Origin of the sequence: Kitasatospora sp. NPDC058218 (assembly GCF_042882445.1) — a bacterium.
Classification (GTDB): Bacteria; Actinomycetota; Actinomycetes; order Streptomycetales; family Streptomycetaceae; genus Kitasatospora.
The window spans coordinates 7,805-23,617 of sequence record NZ_JBHVWC010000107.1; the positions used below are offsets into that span (position 1 = coordinate 7,805).

Consider the following 15,813-nt stretch of genomic DNA (forward strand, 5'->3'; position numbering starts at 1 on the left):
CTCCGCCGACATCCCTGCCCGGGCTCCCCGGTATGATCTCACCCCCACGCCCCCCCCGCCCCAACCACCCTGTGCCCCCCCTCGGGGGGGCACCGGGTGCCGGGTCCCCCCGCCGAGGCGCGTCAGCCGCCCGGCGAGCCGGCCGCACCCTCACCGGCCGCGCCGTTCCCGGCCTCGTCCGCGTCCTCCGCCCCGTCCGCCCCGCCCGCCTCCTCCGGGTCGAGCCGGGCGCCGCCCCAGACGCCCGGCTCGGTACGGGAGCCCAGCCAGTGCGCGACCGTCTCCTCCTCCGACACCACCCGGCCCAGCGCGATCGCCAGCGTCAGCCCGGTGAACATCACGATCAGCCAGGAGAGCCCGGTGAAGACCACCCCGTACGGCCCGAACTGCGTCACGCTGTGCCCCATCGCGCGCGGCAGGTAGACCCGCGCGGCGATCCCCAGCCCCGCCACCACCGCCCCGCAGAGCAGCGCCCCCGGCAGCAGCGGCAGCCAGCGCACCCGGCCGACCAGCAGCAGGTGCTGCGTCCACCACCAGAGCAACGTGGCGTCCAGGAAGGTCAGCGGCACCCCCAGCCAGGCGCCCAGGCCGAAGCCGTCCCGTACCGGCGTCTGGAACACCAGGCAGACCAGCCACACGAGCAGCCAGACCAGCCAGCGCCAGGCCGCCACCCGCGAACCCGACTTGGGCAGCTCCCAGCAACGCTCGCAGACCCGTTGCATCGCCCGGCTCAGCGCCGTCGCCGAGACCAGTGTCACCAGCGCGCCGAGCGCACCGATGGTGGTCTCCTGGTCGTGGCTGGTCTGCAGCATCTGCTGCACCGACTGCTGCGCCGCGCCCTCCAGCCCCAGTTCCTTGCGGAGCGAGCGCACCAAGCCCTCACGGACCGCGGCCGGGGTGAACACCGCCACCACGAAGAGCGCGGGCAGCGCGCTCAGGAACGCCTGGGCGGCCAGCCGGGTCGCGCAGTCCAGGAGGTTCACCCGCAGCAGCTGGCCGAGCGCCCGGCCCACCAGCGGTACGTGCTCGGGCAACTCGCGCGCGAGCCGGGCCAGCTCCGCCGACCGCGCCTTCAGCCGGGCCACCCGCCCGGCCGGGTGCTCGCTCACAGGCGTCCTCCTGGGGCATGTCCCGACCGTGGACGGGTGGGCTGCCGGAGGCGCCCTGGTCACCGTGCTCCATGGTCACCCGGTCGCCGGAGGGCCGCATCCGGGGCGGACCGCTGCCGCCGCGGCGCGGGGCGGGCCCAGCCGGATCGGGCGCGGATCGGGCGCGACGCGGACCCGGCTCAGCCGGTGGTGCCGTCCAGCAGGGCGAGCGTCACCCCGCCGAGCGGCGTCACCCGGTCGGGCGGGCCGTACCTGGCCAGGAGGGCCTGCGCCTGCTCCGGGGGCATGGCGGTCAGCGGCTCGGCGGTGTCCCCCAGCACGAGCAGCCAGGTCCGTTGCCCCTGGCCCAGGCACGCGACCAGCTGCGGACAGGTGGTCGGGAAGAGGTCCTCGGCCTCGACGGCGCTGCGCTCGACGAAGACCGGGTACGGTCGGACGGCCTCGGGCAGGTAGTAGGAGACACCCTGCTCGACCATCGCCCAGCTCTGGTCGCCGAGCGGGGTCGCCAGCCCGTCCCCGGGCCGGTACCCGGCCGTGATCAGATCGGCCGCCGCCCGGTACGGCTCGCGGGAGAAGGAGTGCGAGCCCGGGTACCGCACCGAGGACTGCTTGGGCAGTGCCACCAGGGCGGGCACCGCGATCAGCCCGACGGCCAGCAGCGCGCCCGCGGCCCGGACCTGCCGCGGCGTCCGGCTGCGCCGCGCGGCCGCCGCCACCGTCGTGTAGACCGCCTGCACCCCGCCGCCGGCCAGCGCCGCCCAGGCAGGCACCGTGAAGAGCAGGTACCGGTCGACGAAGTACGAGGTGCTGCCGCGCGACACCAGCCAGACGCCGACCACCGGCAGCACCGCGAGCAGCAGCAGTTGGAGCGAGGGCAGGCGGCGCCCCGGCAGCACCAGCGCGAGCAGGCCCAGCAGGACGAAGGTGTGGAACACCCCGGCCGAGCCGAACAGCGGTTCACCGAAGTGCCGCAGCTGGTAGAACGTCGGCGTGCCGATCCAGCCCAGCTGCCGCCCGGACTGCCGGCTGCCCAGCAGCACCACCGGCAGCACCGGCAGTGCCGCCACCAGCACGGCCAGCGGGTACTGCCAGAGCAGTCGCCGCTGCACGGCTGCGCGCGTCCGCCACAGGTGCAGCAGCACCACGGCCAGCTGTCCGGCCAGCGTCGCGAACGAGATCAGATGGCCGGCGCCCGCCACCGCCATCGCCACGCAGTACGGCGCCCAGCGCCGCAGCTCCGGCCGTTCCAGCGCGCGCAGCAGGAACCAGGTGGCCGCCGCGACCGCGCAGGTCACCAGGGCGTACGAGCGGGCCTCCTGCGCGTACCGCGAGACCAGCGGCACCGCGGTGAACAGCAGCCCGCCGCCGACCGCCGCCACCCGGCCGCCGAACAACCGCTGGGCGGTGAGCGCCACGAACGCGGCCGCCCCGGCCATCGCCAGCACGGAGGGCAGCCGCAGCGCGATCGCGGAATCGCCGAACACCGAGGTCCAGCCGTGCATCAGCAGGTAGTACGCGCCGTTGCTGGCGTCGATGTGGCCGAGCAACCCGAGCAGATCGCCGAGCGAGCGGGTGGCCACCGTCCAGGTCGCTACCTCGTCCCGCCACAGCTCGGGCGTTCCGAGCCGGTAGCCGCCGACGCAGAGCATCGCCAGCGCCGGCCAGAGCCACACCTGGCCCAGGGCCCGGAGGGCCGGGTGCCGCCGGCCGGCTGATGTCATGGTGAAGCGCCTCGTCCTTGCGGTGGTGCGTTGTTGCAGGCGTGCCGGAGCCGGCGCGGACGCCAACACCGCGCGCCGGAACGCCGGTTCGCTCCAGGCTACTGGAGCAGAATGTGACGCCCCGTCGCCGGGGACCATCGGCACCCTTCCCATGATCCCACCTACTCGTACACCCTTCGCACGCGGACTCCCCACGGCTCGCGGCCGCGCCACCGCCGGGCCCGCCCCGGTCGACGGCCCCACCCGACCGACGGCCCGACCCGGCGTGGCCACGTCCCGATCCGCTAGGCTGTCAGCGGTCGGCCGGTGCTCCTCGCACCACGCGCGCCGCCCGACCGCGAACGACCCCGCCTCAGTAGCTCAGGGGATAGAGCACGGCTCTCCTAAAGCCGGTGTCGCAGGTTCGAATCCTGCCTGGGGCACAGCGCGGAACGCAGAAAAGGCCCAGGCCGGAGGGTGAATCCCTCCGGCCTGGGCCTCTGTCGTTCCGGACCGCTAGTCGGCCTGTGCCACGTCCGTGCCAGATTGGTCCGGCGGGGCGTCCTTCTCCAGCTCCTTCTGGACCATCTCGCCCATCCGGTCGGCGATGGCTCGGTCGCGGTCGCTGGTCATGTGCTGGTAGATCAGCGCGGCCCGTGCCGTGCTGTGGCCCATGCGGGTCATCAGCTCCCGGGTGCTCGCACCGCTCTGCGACGCCATGTTGTTCCCGGTGTGGCGCAGGTCATGGAAGTGCACCTCTGCCGGGATCCCCGCCCCCGCCTTGGCGGCGATCCAGTCGTCCCGGAAGTTGCTCCGGCGGAGGAGGCCGCCGCGCGGCCCGACGAACATGTGGCCGTCCGCCCCCTGCCCCGCGAAGTGCTCCAGGTGGTGCCGGAGGGCGTCCACGATCGAGGTCGGGAACGCAACGGGGCGGAATCCCGCGCGGCTCTTCGGCGCCTTGTCGTAGAGCTTCCCGCTGTACAGCTCGGCCTGGTTCCGGCGGACTCGCAGAAGCCGCGCGTCCAGGTCGACATCGCGACGGCGGAGCGCAGCCAGTTCACCGAACCGCAGCGTGGTGAACGCGGTCACCAGGACTAGCGCCCGCCACCGGGGCGCGATGGCATCAGCCGCGGCGAAGACCTCGGCGACGGACAGGACCGGCCGCTCGGGGACGTCGTAGGTGTCGGCGCCCTTGACCCGGCACGGGTTGCGCTTGATCAGCTCGTCGTCCACAGCGGTGTTCATGATGGCCCGTAGCATCTGGTACGCCTTGACCACGGTGGGCTCACCGACGCCGGACTCCAGCAGACGAGTCCTCCAGGTACGCACCCGCGCCGGAGAGATCTCCACGACGAACCTCGGGCCGAGGGTCGGCATGATGTGCAGCCGGAGCGCCGTCTCATACCGCTCCCGAGTGGTCTCCTCCAGCTTGCGCTCCTTGAGCCAGCGGGTGGCGTACTCACCGAAGTTCACCTTCCCGGCGTCCGGGTCGACCCACTTCTCACGGGTGATGTCGGCTTCGAGCTGACTCAGCCTGACCTCGGCGTCGGTCTTGGTGGCATACGTCATCTCGTCGGGCCGCAGCTCTCCGGTCAGCGGATCGCGGTAGCGGACCTGCCAGCGGCCGGAGGGGAGCTGACGGACGGAGCCGAAGCGGCGACGGCTGTTCTTCTTACTGGCCATCAGGCGGCGTTCCTGTTCATGGTGGAGCGGCGGACGGGGATGGGCTGCACGGTGTTCTCGGCGATGAACTGGGCGACGGCCGACGCCGGGATGCGGACGTGCCGGCCGACCTTGACGAAGGCGATCCGGCGTTCTTCGATCAACCGGCGGGGAAAGCGCTCTCCGCTCGTCTTCCAGGTGCCGAGCATTTGGGCGACCTCGGCGACGTTGAGCAACTGTTCCCGGGGCGTGGAGGAAGCCAGCCCGGGCTCCGATACGAGGTTGTTCCTTCGGCGAGTGGACGGCCCCGTGATGGAGTCCTGTTTGGGGTCGGTGTGCGGCGGCGTGGCCGGTGCGCGGCGATTGGCCAAGGTGCCCTCCTGCGGCGGAATGGGCCGGGAGGCGTGACAGAACTGACAGAACCCCGCGCAATGGGCTCTGACCTGTGGTTTTGTTCATGATCGCTGCTCTGACAGAACCGGTAAAAACTCTGACAGAACCTCGGTGGGCGGGGTTGTGTCACGGCGGGCGGGCCTGTGACAGAACCGGCGGGCGGGGGGTTCTGTCAGAGTTTCCGGAGGTTTTGTCAGAGCGGCGATGTCGGGTGTTTCCGCAGGTCAGTGGCCTTGCCAGGGGGTTGTGTCAGTTGTGTCAGCCCCCTGGGGTTCGGGGGTGGGTCAGGGGGCGAGGTGGGGGTGGGCCTGGTAGCGGGGGGACTTGGGGCGGCCGCCCTTGCCGGAGCGCGGGGGCGGGGGCAGCATCCGCAGCCAGCCGTGTTCCTCCAGGAGTTCCAGGGCGGGGTCCAGGTCGGAGACGTTGGCGAAGTCGGCGCGGGAGACAGCGCGGAACAGGTCGCGCTTGGTGAAGGCGCCGGCCGCCGGGTTGGCACGCAGGTGGTCCAGGAGAGCGCGGGCGGCGTCGCGGGCCGGGTCGGCGCCCATGGCGTCGAAGACGTGCAAGGCGTGGATGGTGAAGTAGTCGCCCAGGCGGGTGGCGGCGGCCATGGTGGCGGCGTCGATCGGCCGGCGCCACCCGTCGGTGGGGTGGGTGGCGAGGTGGAGGAGTCCGGCGAGGCGGGCGACGGCGCCGTCGCGCTTGCTGGCCCACTTCACGATCGGGGCGAAGCTGCGGCCCTTGGCAAGGCGGGATTCGGTGACCTTCTGGAACGCGAGGAGGACGGCATCGGCCTCAGACGTGAGCTGGAGGACGGCCGGGTCGGTCCAGTCGGCGAGTTCCTTGGTGAGGCTGGTGAGCTTGTCGGTGTAGGTGTCGGCGACCTTGTCGGGGATCTGGTCGGGGTCGAGCCTGCGGTGCCCGACGAGGGAGACGGGGACGGCGTAGAGGTAGCGGGCGAGCAGCCCGCGGCCGTCGGCGCCCTTGACCTTGGCGATGGCCTCCAGGACCTCGGGCTGGATGGCCAGGCCCATGGTGACGGCGGGCCGCTCGATGTACTGGGAGTCCCGGCTCTGCCGGTTGACGCGGACCATGTCCCCGGCGTGGCCCTTGAGGAAGATGGTCATGTCCGGCGGCCCGGAGTACAGGCCCGCGATGATGTCGAACACGCCGCCCTCGGGGCTCATGATGGCGATCCGGCCGCCCTGCTCGGCGAGGAGGGTGGCCAGGGAGGACTGGGTGGCGTCGTCGGCGATGAGCTGGGTGGCGGCCGGGACGGTGACGGCCTCGGCGTCGCGGGCGAGAGCCAGGGCCTCCAGGGTGGCCTTCTCCCGGTCCTCGGGGTCGGCGCCCGCGGCCTTGGTGGCGGCCCGCTCGGCGGCCGCGCGCAGCATGCGCTGGGTGGCCTCGGCTTCGGTCTTGCGGATCGCGCTGGAGGCCTGCAGTTCCTTCTCGACCTGCATGATGGGCTTGGTCATCAGGTCGAACACCGCGCTCTTGCGGTTGCCGGGCGGCAGGGCGACGGCGGTGTAGATGTTCAGCGGCTCGTGCCAGCGGCCGCGGATGCGGACCACGACCCGGCCGCCGGCGGCGGCCGCGAGGCAGGCCAGGGCCAGGCACCCGGCGAGGTCGGCGGGCGTCTGCGTCTCCTCCGCGACGGCGGCCACCATCTCGCCCAGCCAGCCGGGCAGGGCGTCGGTGGGGAACGCGGGCAGCTCGCGGGACTCCCCGAGCGGGATCGGCTCGTCCCACGCCTCCGGCCGGGCGGACGGCTCCATGTCGTCCTCCCAGCCGTCGCGGAACAGCGGGCCGGCGCTGTCGTGCGGGTGGTCGTCGGAGCGCGGTGCGGGGACGGTCAAGACTCCTCCAGGTGCGTGGTCGTGGTGGGGGCAGGTTGGGGGCGGGGTCGGGGGAGGCCGGAGCGGCGCTGTTCCGGTCTCCCCCGGGCGGTGGCGGGTGTCAGGCGGCGGTGTTGAAGCCGCGGGCGACCGCGCGGGTGGCGTAGTCGCGGGGGACGCCGACGTGGACGGCGGCGTCGATGAGCTGGTCGCCGAGGGTGTCGAGGTCGCACGGGCCGGGGCAGTTCGTGTGCTGGGCGGCGAGGAAGCGGGCGGCGCCGAACGCCTGGGAGCCGGCGCCGCTCTTGCGGCGGCCGCGGATGAGTTCCACGCCCCGGGCCAGGCCGGTCTGGACGTAGCGCTCGGTGTGGCGGCAGCCGTGGTCCGTCGTGCGGGTCCACCCGCCGTCGGGGGTGGAAGACACCAACCCCTCCCCCGACGGCGCGGGGTTGGTGTCTTCCTTGGCCGCGAGGGCGCGGACGGCGTCGGGCAGATCCACCGCCGTGCCGGTGCCGGTGCCGTACCACCGGGCGTAGGCCATGGCGGACTTGATGTCCACGCCGGGGCGCACGGAGTTGGCGGAGCGCATGACGCCCCGGTAGATCCAGTGCTCGCCCCGGGTGGTGGGCACGGTCAGGGTGGCGGGCAGCGCGGCGCGGGCCCAGTCGACGGCGTCGGCGCTGTCGAGGTCGAGGACGGTGACCTTGGCCCCGGCCGGGTGGTAGGCCACGGCCTCGGCCTCCCGCCACGCGCGCAGCCAGTGCGGGCTGGTGACGATGGAGGGGTTGGAGGTGGCGGCGGCCCACCCGTGGCACGGCCTGGGGCACTCGCAGGGGCCGGGGAACTTCATGTTCGGCCGGCCGCCGCACGCGTTGCCCGTGCAGGCGCGGCAGTTGCCGACGGGCAGCTTGCCGTCGCGCAACGGCACCACGGGCAGGGCCCGATCGGTGAGGTCGAGGGCGAGACGGACGATGGGCGGGAAGGGGTAGTGGCCTTCTCGCGGGCTGATGATGCGGTGGCTGCGGGACAGGCTGAACGGAACGTCGGACATGGGTTCCTCGCCTACGGCTGAAGGGGTGGGCAACAGGGCTGCCGAGGGTCCCGGCCTTGCGGCCGGGGCCGGGGCGGCGGGTGATTGGTGCTGCTCGGCGCAGACCTTGTGCGAGGGTCTGCGCTGCTCGTCGCGGAGAGGGGTGGGGCGCCCGCACCAGCGGCACGGGCGGTCGCCGGTGCGGTCGTAGTGGCGGGCATCGCGCCAGTCCAGGGCCGCCACCGCGCGGGGCCTAGGCGGCGGCGCGGGTGCGGAACGGGAGGACGGTGGCGAGGCGGACCACGGGTTCGGCGGCCGGGGTGGGGGCCGGTTCGCCACCGTCGGGCGGGGCCTGGCCGTCGCCGGTGGTGGCCCTGGTGGCGCGTTCGGCGGCGGATTCGGCGAGGACCTGCTGGATGGCGGCGGAGTCGGTGCGGGCGCCGCGCTGGGAGAGCAGGACGGGGACGGCGGCGGCGAGGCCGGGGCCGAACAGGACGGCGGCGACGGCGAGGTCGGTGGTGGTGCTCATGGGGTTCCTCCGGTGCGGGCGGCGGTGGCGAGGAGGTCGATGAGGTCGGTGCCGAGGGCGGCGGTGCGCTGCTCGATCGCGGTCCACGAGTCGGGGTCGATGTGGAGGAGGGCGGCGAGGGCGGCGGGGGCCCGGCCGTCGGCGGCGGCGGTGAGCGCTTCGCGCAGGTGGACGGCGGCGAGCGGGCGGATCGCGGCGGGGGTGGGCATCGCGGCGGCCGTCAGTGGCCGGTGACGATGCCGGCGAGGGCGGCGAGGAAGGTGTTCACCGGGTCGGCGAGGCCGGTGGAGGCGGTGGTGAAGCCGGACAGCCACAGGATCGCGGCGGTGCCGGGGCCGACCCGGCGGCCCTTGAGGAGGAGGGCGGCGATGACGGCGAGCAGGATGGTGACGCTGACGGTGACGGCCATGGCGGCGTCCTCTCGATGCAGTTTTGGTGACTGGGCGTCATGAGTGCGTGTGGGGCACACGGTCGGGCCGGTGTGTGACCCTGAGGCCGGTTCCGGGGCCCGGGGCGGGGGTTTGTGTGGCCCGCGCGTGTGCCCCACACGGGCCACACGGGCAGGTCAGAGGGCCACACAGGCCCGTGTGCCCCACACGGGCGTGTGTGGGCCTGTGTGACCCTTCACGTGTGGCCCTGTGTGGCCCTGGTTCGGCTACTTGCGGTAGCGATTGAGGGCGTCGGCGAGGGTGTGGGCGTAGAAGCCGGCCTTGGTGTCGCCGTCGATGCGGACGGTGCCGGCGCCGGGCCGGGCGACGTCGACGGCGCGCAGGATCGCGTTGAGGTCGGTGCCGAGGGTCTGGGCGTCGACGCCGAGCGCGGCGGCGAGGTCGGCGATGAACATGCGGTCCCCGCCCTTGTTCGTGATGGCGGCGTGGGCGCGCACGAGCAGTCCGGGGGCGGGGTCGGTGACCGGCTCGTAGACGCTGTCCGCGTCGTCCTGCTCCGGCTCGGGTACCGGAGCCGCGGTGGGCTTGGGGGTGGTGCGGTTGTAGGAGAGGTTGAGTCCGAGCCCGGTGGTGCGGTCTTTGAGGAGCCGGTTCCGGGCGGGCCGCGGTTCGGTGGAGCCGTGGTTGTAGGAGAGGTTGAGCCCCTGCGGCCGCGCCCGGCCGGCGCCGGTGTCCGCGCCGTCGCTCGCGTCGGTCTCTGCCTCGGTGCTCGGGGTGGGCTTGGTCCAGAGCCAGCCCGCGCGGTCCGGGTCCCACCGGCGGGCGTAGTCCTCGCCGGCCGCAACGGCGGACACCTTGTCCAGGGCCGGCCTCAGGTGGTTGGTCGCCAGGATCGCTTCGCGGACCTGGGAGGGGCTGGTCTTCCAGGTCTTGAACGGGGTGGGGGCGAATCCGTCGGCGCCGCTCGCGCCAATGACGCCGGTGCCCTTGGCGTTGAGCTGGCGGGTGTCGACCTTGGCACGGGGGAACATCTTCAGCAGGTTGTTCCCGGCGCTCTCACCGCTGGTGAGGGCGACGCCGACCGGGGAGAACTTGCGGACCTCGGTGTCACCGAGCGCCGAGACGTTACCGTCCACGGCGGTGAGGACGAACCGGACGGCCATGGCGCGGGTGGTGCGCATGGCCTTGCGGACCGCCTCGCGCAGGTCCTTCATGACCTGCGGCGCGGTGGGCTTGATCGACAGCAGTTCGGCGCCTTCGTCGACGACCACCATGATCTGCGGCAGGGACGGGGAGACGGGCAGAAGCGTGGTGTCCTCGCGGTCGAGGAGGTCCTGGTACTGCTGCTGGCGGGCGGCGTTGATCCGCAGCGCGGCCTCCATGAGGCGCAGGGCCTCGGCGGGGGTGGAGGCGATCCAGTCCACGCCCGGCCGGGTGCCCTTCGGGGCGGGGGTGGTGCCGGCCTGCGCGGCCTTCAGCCCCTGGGCTTCCAGGTAGGGGCGCATCCAGGGGATGCCGACCGCGCCGGCCTTCAGGTCGATCACCCACGTGACGACGTCGGTGCAGCGGGCGAACCCGGTGAGCACGCCGTCGACCAGGTTGGACTTGCCGGATCCGGGCGGGCCGAGCAGCAGCGCGCACGCCTCCCGCAGGAACACCTGCACGGGGTCGAGGTTGGGGAGCATGCCCCAGGGGATGCCGGTCATGATCGACAGTGGCGAGTAGTCGGCCGGGTAGTTCTGCACGTTGGCCATGCCGTTGACGGTCGGGATGTCCAACACGACGCGGCCTTGGATGTTGCCCTCCTCCACGGCGATCACGCAGCCGAGCGGGAGTTTCGCGTCTCCGGCCATGGCGCGGGCCTTCGCGGCGATCTGGTCCCACGTCGCGGTCCCGCCGGGCAGTTCAGCGGCGAGTGAGTAGCCGCCGCCGGTCTTCCAGAACTCGACCGCGAATACCCGGGTCTGCACCCCGGCGACGCGCCGGATGCGCTCCTCCCACTCGCGGGCGATCGCCCGGCGGCGGTGGTCGAGGGCGTCGGCGGCCTTCACGGCCTGGGGGGAGAGGGCGAGGCGTTCCTCCTCGGCGGCTTCCTCGTGGACGGCGGCGGTGGAGGCCATCGCGCCGATGCCGACCCCGATGCCGGCGAGGGTTCCGGCGGCGGCCCAGGAGAGGGGGCCGGTGTGCATGGCCCAGGCGGTCCAGCTGCCGGCGAGCAGCCAGGACGCGGCGCGGGTGGTGACGGACATGGCGGTGAGGCGGCGGCGCACGCTCCAGCCGATGCCGTGCCCCAGGGCGCCGGCCGCGCCGACGGCGAGCGGCAGGGTCTCGGGCATCCCGGTCGCGGCGCCGAGCAGGGCGACCGCGCCGGCGCCGGTCGCGGCGGAGAGGGCGCCGGTGATGGGGCCGTGCGGCGCGGCCCAGTCCAGCGGCACTCCCTTCGCCGGGCGTGGGGTCTTGGGCTGCTTGGGCCGGTCGCGGGTGGGGGTGTCGGCGGGGAGGTTGGTGAGGTTCAGGTTCTCGACCACGAGAGGACTCGTCTCCAGGTGTGGGCCGGGGCGGGCCGCAGAGGTGCGGCCCGCCCCAGGGCGGGAAGAGCAGGTGGTGGTGGAACTTGGGCCTACGACGCGGCTAGTTGTTGGTGGTGTCCCACTTGTCCTCGCCGTTGCGGGGGTCCTCGTGGCGGCGGATGTCCTGCTCGTGGACGTCCCGGAAGATCGGGCCGACCTCGCCCCCGGCCAGGCTCGCCATCTGGATGGTGATGTAGACCTCGTTGAAGGCCTCGCCGACCGCGGGCTCCAGCGGGAACTCGGTGTCGGCCTTCTCCGCCAGGATCTTGAAGACGTTGGCGATGGACTGGAGGGCTTCGGGCAGCTCCTCGCACATCTGGAGGACGGCCATCATTCCGTCGGGCTCGAAGGTGTGGGCCAGGGCCTCCATCTCGGCGGCGACGGCGGCGAAGCTGAACGTGGCGGTCATGGGCTCTCCCAGAGACGACGTGGCGTTGCTGTCGGTCGAGTTGTGGTTGCGGGGCGCGCGCGGCACGGTGTCCGCGACGGCGGCGGCGGCGGTGTCCGTGCCGGTCTCGGCGCGGTCGAGGTCCTCGGCGGCCTGCAGGTCCGCTTCCAGCGCGGCCGCGATGGCCTGGTCCCGGCCGTCGCGCTCGGCGCGGGCGTTGTCGACCATGCGGGCGAACAGCCGACGGCCGGGGTGCATCAGCCAGGGCGCACCCAGGCGGCGGCCGATCGGGGTGGTGACGGTGCCGAGCACGCCGACCGCACCGGCCAGCAGCGCGGCACCCGCCCACCGGGCCCAGTACCGCCACGCCGAGCGGCGCAGGCGCTTGCGGGCCGCGCGGGCGACCGCGCCCTTGCGCATCGCTACCCGCCGATCCCGCACTCGCTGATCCACCCGCCCGTCCTTCGCTTGCCGGCGGGCCATGAGCTGTCCCTCCCGGGCTTGGCGCTTGGCCGCCTTCGCCGCCTCTTTGGCGGAGCGGGCGGCGGGAGCGACGCCCGCGGTTGCCTGGTGGCCGGAGCGGGCGGCCTGCTTCGCCTGGGCCTTCGCGGCGCGCCGCTGGTCCGCGGCGGTCTGCTTCGCGGCGCGGCGGGCATCGCCGACGGTGCGACGGGCGGCCGTGTCCTGCGTGCGGCGATCCCGCACGCTCGGCGCGGCGGCGGACCGCTCGGCGCGGGCGGCCCGCACCTGCGCGGCCCGAACCCCCGCCGCCGACACCCCGCCCGACCGGGCCGACGGGATCCGCCCGGCCGCCGAACCACCGGCCCGACCCGCACCGCCACCGGCCGTACCCGGGGTGCCTTGCCGGGAGGTACGGCCGGCCGCGCCCGCGGTCGTGCCGGGCGTGCGGTGCGCGCCTGCCCGGCCACCGGAACCGGCGCCGGCGGGCGAACCGGTGGAACCGGCCGTGCCCGTGGTGCCGCGCTGGTGACGGCCCGCCAGGCCCCGCCCGCCACTGGCAGCAGCGCCGGTCGTCGGCGAGCGGTGCCCGCCGGCCCCCGGGGCACGGGAGGTCGAACCGGTGGAGCCGGTGAACCTGTTGGCGGTCTGGCCGCCGGTGCGCTTGGACGTCTTGGAGGCGGGGGTGCGGCGGGAGCGGGCCCGCAGTGCGGCCACCCCGGTCGCGGTGGCCGCACCGCCCGCGAGCAGGGCCAGAGCCAACGGCCCACCCGCCAACGCGGCGGCGGAGACGGCGGCGATCGTGGTGTTGCCGGTGGCCACCGCCAGCGGAATCACCGGGAGGCCGCCCCGAGTGTGGGCCAGGCGCGGGCTCTGCCGCGACTCGCCCGACGGCGTGGCCTGCTGCTCGGTCGGGGCGGCGAGGGGCTGGGTCGGAGCGTCGTGGAACGTGCCGGTGGACGGCGGGGCGAGGGTGTCGGACACGGGTACCTCCTCTCAGGCACCGGCCGGGGCGATGGCGTCGCCCTCGGCGGTGCGCTCGACCACGTCCTTGGGCAGGTCGCGGTGGGTGAGGGTCACAGGGGCGCCGGTCTTGGCGAGGCGCCGGGCGAGGGCCATGGCGACGGTCGCGGCGCGGTGGCGGCCACCCGCGCAGCCGACCGCCACCGTCAGCGGTGCGTCGGTCGGCCCGGCGTCGAACGCGTCGACGACCAGGGCGGCGGCCGTGATGGCCTCCCGGATGCCCGGGGTCCCCATGACGGCCCGGCGCACGGGCAGGTCCTCGGCGCTCTGGTAGCGCAGGGTCGGGTCGACGTGCGGGTCGCGGAAGTGCCGGCGCAGGTCGAGCACGAGGGTGGCGTCCTGGGGCGGGGCGCCGTGCAGGTACCCGAAGCTGACGACCCGGATTTCGGTCACGGACATGACAGGGTGATCCCTTCGCTGGTGGAGCGAGAGAAGCCGAGGGGGAGGGGTCAGGCCGCGAGGGCGGTGCCGTCCGCGCACGGCAGACAGGTGCCAAGGTGCGCGGGGAGCACGTATCCGGCGTCGCGGCCGCAGCCGGGGCAGGTCCGGCGGGCGGCGTTGGCCTTGGCGAGGGCGGCGGCCCTCGCGGGGGTCATCGGCCGCACGGGCTTGGCCAGGGCGAGGCGGTAGAGGAACGCGGGGCGGGTGCCGCCGAAGCGGGACCGCCAGAGGATCTGACCGGCCACGGGCTGGCCGCCGGGGCGAAGGCCGCGGGCGCGGAGCTGGCGGCGGGTGAGGTAGCCGGTCGGGGCCATCCGCCACGGGTAGGTGGGGGTGCCGCCGTGCCGGTCACCGGCCGGGTCCCAGAAGCGCGGGCGTCCCACGGTCAGGCCCAGGTGGTGGCGGGCTCGGGCAGGTCGTAGTAGCCGACCAGCTCGATGGGGACGCCGTAGGCAGTGCCGGTGACGATGAGCCAAGCCAGTGTGCTGCTGTAGCTGTGCTTGTGGTTGACATCGGCCGGGCTCAGGCAGAGCGCGTCGCGCCACTGCTCGAACTGGTCGAGGCCGTCGTGCAGGGACAGGCGCACGCCCCATGCCCAGGTGCCGGCCGCGCTGATCTCCCGCAGCTCGGGGGACGGCGTGGGCAGGCTCCGGTGGGCGGTGAGGATGGCCAGCAGGGCGCCGGCCGCGCCGATCTGGCCGGTGGTGGTCTCGGTGCTGGTGGTCACGATGCCTGCTCCTCGCTGGTGGTCGTGGTGGTGGCGGGGACGGCGTGCAGGGCGGGCCGCTCCGACCGGCCGGCACGCTGTTCCTGGTAGCGGGCGGCGACCCATCCGGCCGACCAGCCGGTCAGCTCGACTGCGCGGCGCTGCGGCAGGCCCAGAGCGGCGGCGGCCTCTACGGTCATCCGGGCCATGTCCTCGGGCAGCCGCTCGGTCACGGCCGGCGCGGAGAGGAGCTCCTGCCGCAGCCGCTCGCTCGCCTCGCGGGCCTGCCGCTCCCGCTCCTCGCGGTCGGCCCGCTCACGGCGCTCACGCTCGCTCGCCTCGCGCTCACGACGCTCGCGCTCGTCCCGCTCGGCGGCCTCCCGCCGGGCCTGCTCGTCGCGCTCGGCCTGCTCGCGCTGGTCCCGCTCGTCCCGCCCCTCGCGCAGCATCCGGGCTTCATGCTCACGCTGCTCGCGGGCCATGCGCTGGTCGTGCTCACGGCGCTCACGGTCGCGTCGCTCGGCCGCGTCGAACTCCGCCAGGCGGTCTTCGCGTTCCTGCCGGCGCGTCTCCTCGGCACGGCGTTCGCGCTCCGCCCGCTCGGCGCGCTCGGCCGTCTCACGGGCGGCCAGCGCGATGGCGATCGCACGCCGGTAGGCCAGCGAGGTCTCCGCCGTGACGATCAGCAGCAGGGGCGCCACCGAGTGGACCGCCACCCCGACCCGGTCACCGTCGAGAGCCGACTGACCGATGTTGAGCAGCACGGTCATGAGGCCGGTCATCCAGCGCAGTACCGTCGGCCAGCGGCCGCCGTCGCCGCCGAGCCGGGCCAGCGTGGCGTCCATGCGGACCACGATCACCACGGCCGCGTCCACGACCAGTGGCAGGATCGGCGCCGTCCACTCCCAGTCCTTCGGGCTGTGTCCGGCCATGAGCGGGGTCACCGTGAGCACGCTGTAGAGCACCGCGCCGAGCGTGATCGTCCATGTCCCGACGCTCAGCGCCCGCTCGGCGGACCGGATCTGTGCGGGGGTCGTCGGCACCTTCATCGCGGCCCCCGATCCTGCCGCCGTGAGCGGCCGGTGAGCGCGCTCGCCGAAGGCGTGAGCGCCGTGAGCACGGTCTGAGCGATCACGCCGCCACCCGCTCCACGTTCGCGGTACGGCGGATGACGGCCGGGCGCCGCAGCGGCACCGGCGCCGCCTTCATGAGCGCGGTGGCGAAGGCGGCCAGCTCCGGGTCCTCCCGGTGCAGATCCACCAGGACGTCGTGTGCGGCGTCCATTCGGGCGTCGCGCTCGACGTCGTTCTCTCCGGGCACCCCGGTGAACAGCCGGGTGAAGTCCGAGTCCACGCCGAGCGCCAACTCGGCGAACTCGGCGCCATCCAGGGCCGTCTGGCCTGCAACAATCGACCTCACGGGTCTACCTCTTCTCTAGTGCCGCATCAGACAACGTTCGCCTCGTTTCTGATGCACCGTCTGGTTGCTGTGCTGATGGGCGCCGGACGGTCAGAATGATCACGTGGCTGAACGCGTGCAGGTCCGTGAGATCGATGACGACGAGGGCAGGCGGTTG

The 15,813-nt window shown here is 74.0% G+C and carries 16 protein-coding genes and 1 tRNA gene; 1 reads left to right on the plus strand and 16 read right to left on the minus strand.

The annotated features are described in order from the left end of the window. Positions 1 to 122 precede the first annotated feature (122 nt). Positions 123 to 1,109, minus strand: coding sequence for a YhjD/YihY/BrkB family envelope integrity protein (locus tag ACFVYI_RS40540; protein ID WP_387894852.1), 987 nt, complete (start codon positions 1,107 to 1,109; stop codon positions 123 to 125). A gap of 179 nt (positions 1,110 to 1,288) precedes the next feature. After that, positions 1,289 to 2,830, minus strand: a complete 1,542-nt coding sequence (locus ACFVYI_RS40545) for a glycosyltransferase family 39 protein (RefSeq protein WP_387894854.1) — start codon at positions 2,828 to 2,830, stop codon at positions 1,289 to 1,291. A 349-nt stretch (positions 2,831 to 3,179) separates the two neighbouring features. Here ACFVYI_RS40545 and ACFVYI_RS40550 point away from each other — a divergent pair. Continuing rightward, positions 3,180 to 3,252, plus strand: a tRNA-Arg gene (locus tag ACFVYI_RS40550). A 73-nt stretch (positions 3,253 to 3,325) separates the two neighbouring features. Here the strand turns inward: ACFVYI_RS40550 and ACFVYI_RS40555 are convergent. From ACFVYI_RS40555 to ACFVYI_RS40620, 14 genes are all read right to left on the minus strand, one after another. Continuing rightward, positions 3,326 to 4,492 carry a tyrosine-type recombinase/integrase gene (locus ACFVYI_RS40555; protein ID WP_387894855.1) on the minus strand — a complete coding sequence of 389 codons (1,167 nt, stop codon included), beginning with the start codon at positions 4,490 to 4,492 and terminating at the stop codon, positions 3,326 to 3,328. Then, a complete protein-coding gene (locus tag ACFVYI_RS40560; RefSeq protein ID WP_387894877.1) occupies positions 4,492 to 4,734 on the minus strand; it encodes an excisionase family DNA-binding protein in 243 nt (80 codons plus the stop codon). The genes ACFVYI_RS40555 and ACFVYI_RS40560 overlap by 1 nt, the downstream gene beginning before the upstream one ends. Before the next feature lie 414 nt (positions 4,735 to 5,148). Further along, entirely contained in the window at positions 5,149 to 6,642 is a 1,494-nt protein-coding gene (locus tag ACFVYI_RS40565; RefSeq protein WP_387894879.1) for a YfjI family protein, read from the minus strand. Between the two features lie 181 nt (positions 6,643 to 6,823). Next, complete coding sequence (locus ACFVYI_RS40570; RefSeq protein ID WP_387894857.1) at positions 6,824 to 7,753, minus strand: DNA primase; 930 nt, start codon at positions 7,751 to 7,753, stop codon at positions 6,824 to 6,826. Between the two features lie 232 nt (positions 7,754 to 7,985). Further along, the gene (locus tag ACFVYI_RS40575) at positions 7,986 to 8,261 is read right to left on the minus strand and encodes a hypothetical protein (protein WP_387894858.1); all 276 of its coding nucleotides are present in this window, start codon (positions 8,259 to 8,261) and stop codon (positions 7,986 to 7,988) included. Next, positions 8,258 to 8,470, minus strand: coding sequence for a hypothetical protein (locus tag ACFVYI_RS40580; RefSeq protein ID WP_387894860.1), 213 nt, complete (start codon positions 8,468 to 8,470; stop codon positions 8,258 to 8,260). The genes ACFVYI_RS40575 and ACFVYI_RS40580 overlap by 4 nt, the downstream gene beginning before the upstream one ends. A gap of 11 nt (positions 8,471 to 8,481) precedes the next feature. Next, positions 8,482 to 8,670 carry a hypothetical protein gene (locus tag ACFVYI_RS40585; protein ID WP_387894862.1) on the minus strand — a complete coding sequence of 63 codons (189 nt, stop codon included), beginning with the start codon at positions 8,668 to 8,670 and terminating at the stop codon, positions 8,482 to 8,484. Between the two features lie 246 nt (positions 8,671 to 8,916). Beyond that, a complete protein-coding gene (locus ACFVYI_RS40590; protein ID WP_387894864.1) occupies positions 8,917 to 11,178 on the minus strand; it encodes a hypothetical protein in 2,262 nt (753 codons plus the stop codon). 103 nt (positions 11,179 to 11,281) lie between these two features. After that, positions 11,282 to 13,051 carry a hypothetical protein gene (locus tag ACFVYI_RS40595; RefSeq protein ID WP_387894866.1) on the minus strand — a complete coding sequence of 590 codons (1,770 nt, stop codon included), beginning with the start codon at positions 13,049 to 13,051 and terminating at the stop codon, positions 11,282 to 11,284. A gap of 12 nt (positions 13,052 to 13,063) precedes the next feature. Beyond that, positions 13,064 to 13,489: an ATPase gene (locus tag ACFVYI_RS40600; RefSeq protein ID WP_387894868.1), complete on the minus strand. Its 426-nt coding sequence runs from the start codon at positions 13,487 to 13,489 to the stop codon at positions 13,064 to 13,066. A 50-nt stretch (positions 13,490 to 13,539) separates the two neighbouring features. Further along, positions 13,540 to 13,914, minus strand: coding sequence for an RRQRL motif-containing zinc-binding protein (locus tag ACFVYI_RS40605; protein WP_387894869.1), 375 nt, complete (start codon positions 13,912 to 13,914; stop codon positions 13,540 to 13,542). A 2-nt stretch (positions 13,915 to 13,916) separates the two neighbouring features. Further along, the gene (locus tag ACFVYI_RS40610; RefSeq protein WP_387894871.1) at positions 13,917 to 14,258 is read right to left on the minus strand and encodes a hypothetical protein; all 342 of its coding nucleotides are present in this window, start codon (positions 14,256 to 14,258) and stop codon (positions 13,917 to 13,919) included. Continuing rightward, positions 14,255 to 15,286: a DUF2637 domain-containing protein gene (locus tag ACFVYI_RS40615; protein ID WP_387894873.1), complete on the minus strand. Its 1,032-nt coding sequence runs from the start codon at positions 15,284 to 15,286 to the stop codon at positions 14,255 to 14,257. Before ACFVYI_RS40615 ends, ACFVYI_RS40610 begins: the two co-directional genes overlap by 4 nt. Positions 15,287 to 15,368: 82 nt before the next feature. Further along, positions 15,369 to 15,656 carry a hypothetical protein gene (locus ACFVYI_RS40620; RefSeq protein WP_387894875.1) on the minus strand — a complete coding sequence of 96 codons (288 nt, stop codon included), beginning with the start codon at positions 15,654 to 15,656 and terminating at the stop codon, positions 15,369 to 15,371. Positions 15,657 to 15,813: the final 157 nt, after the last annotated feature.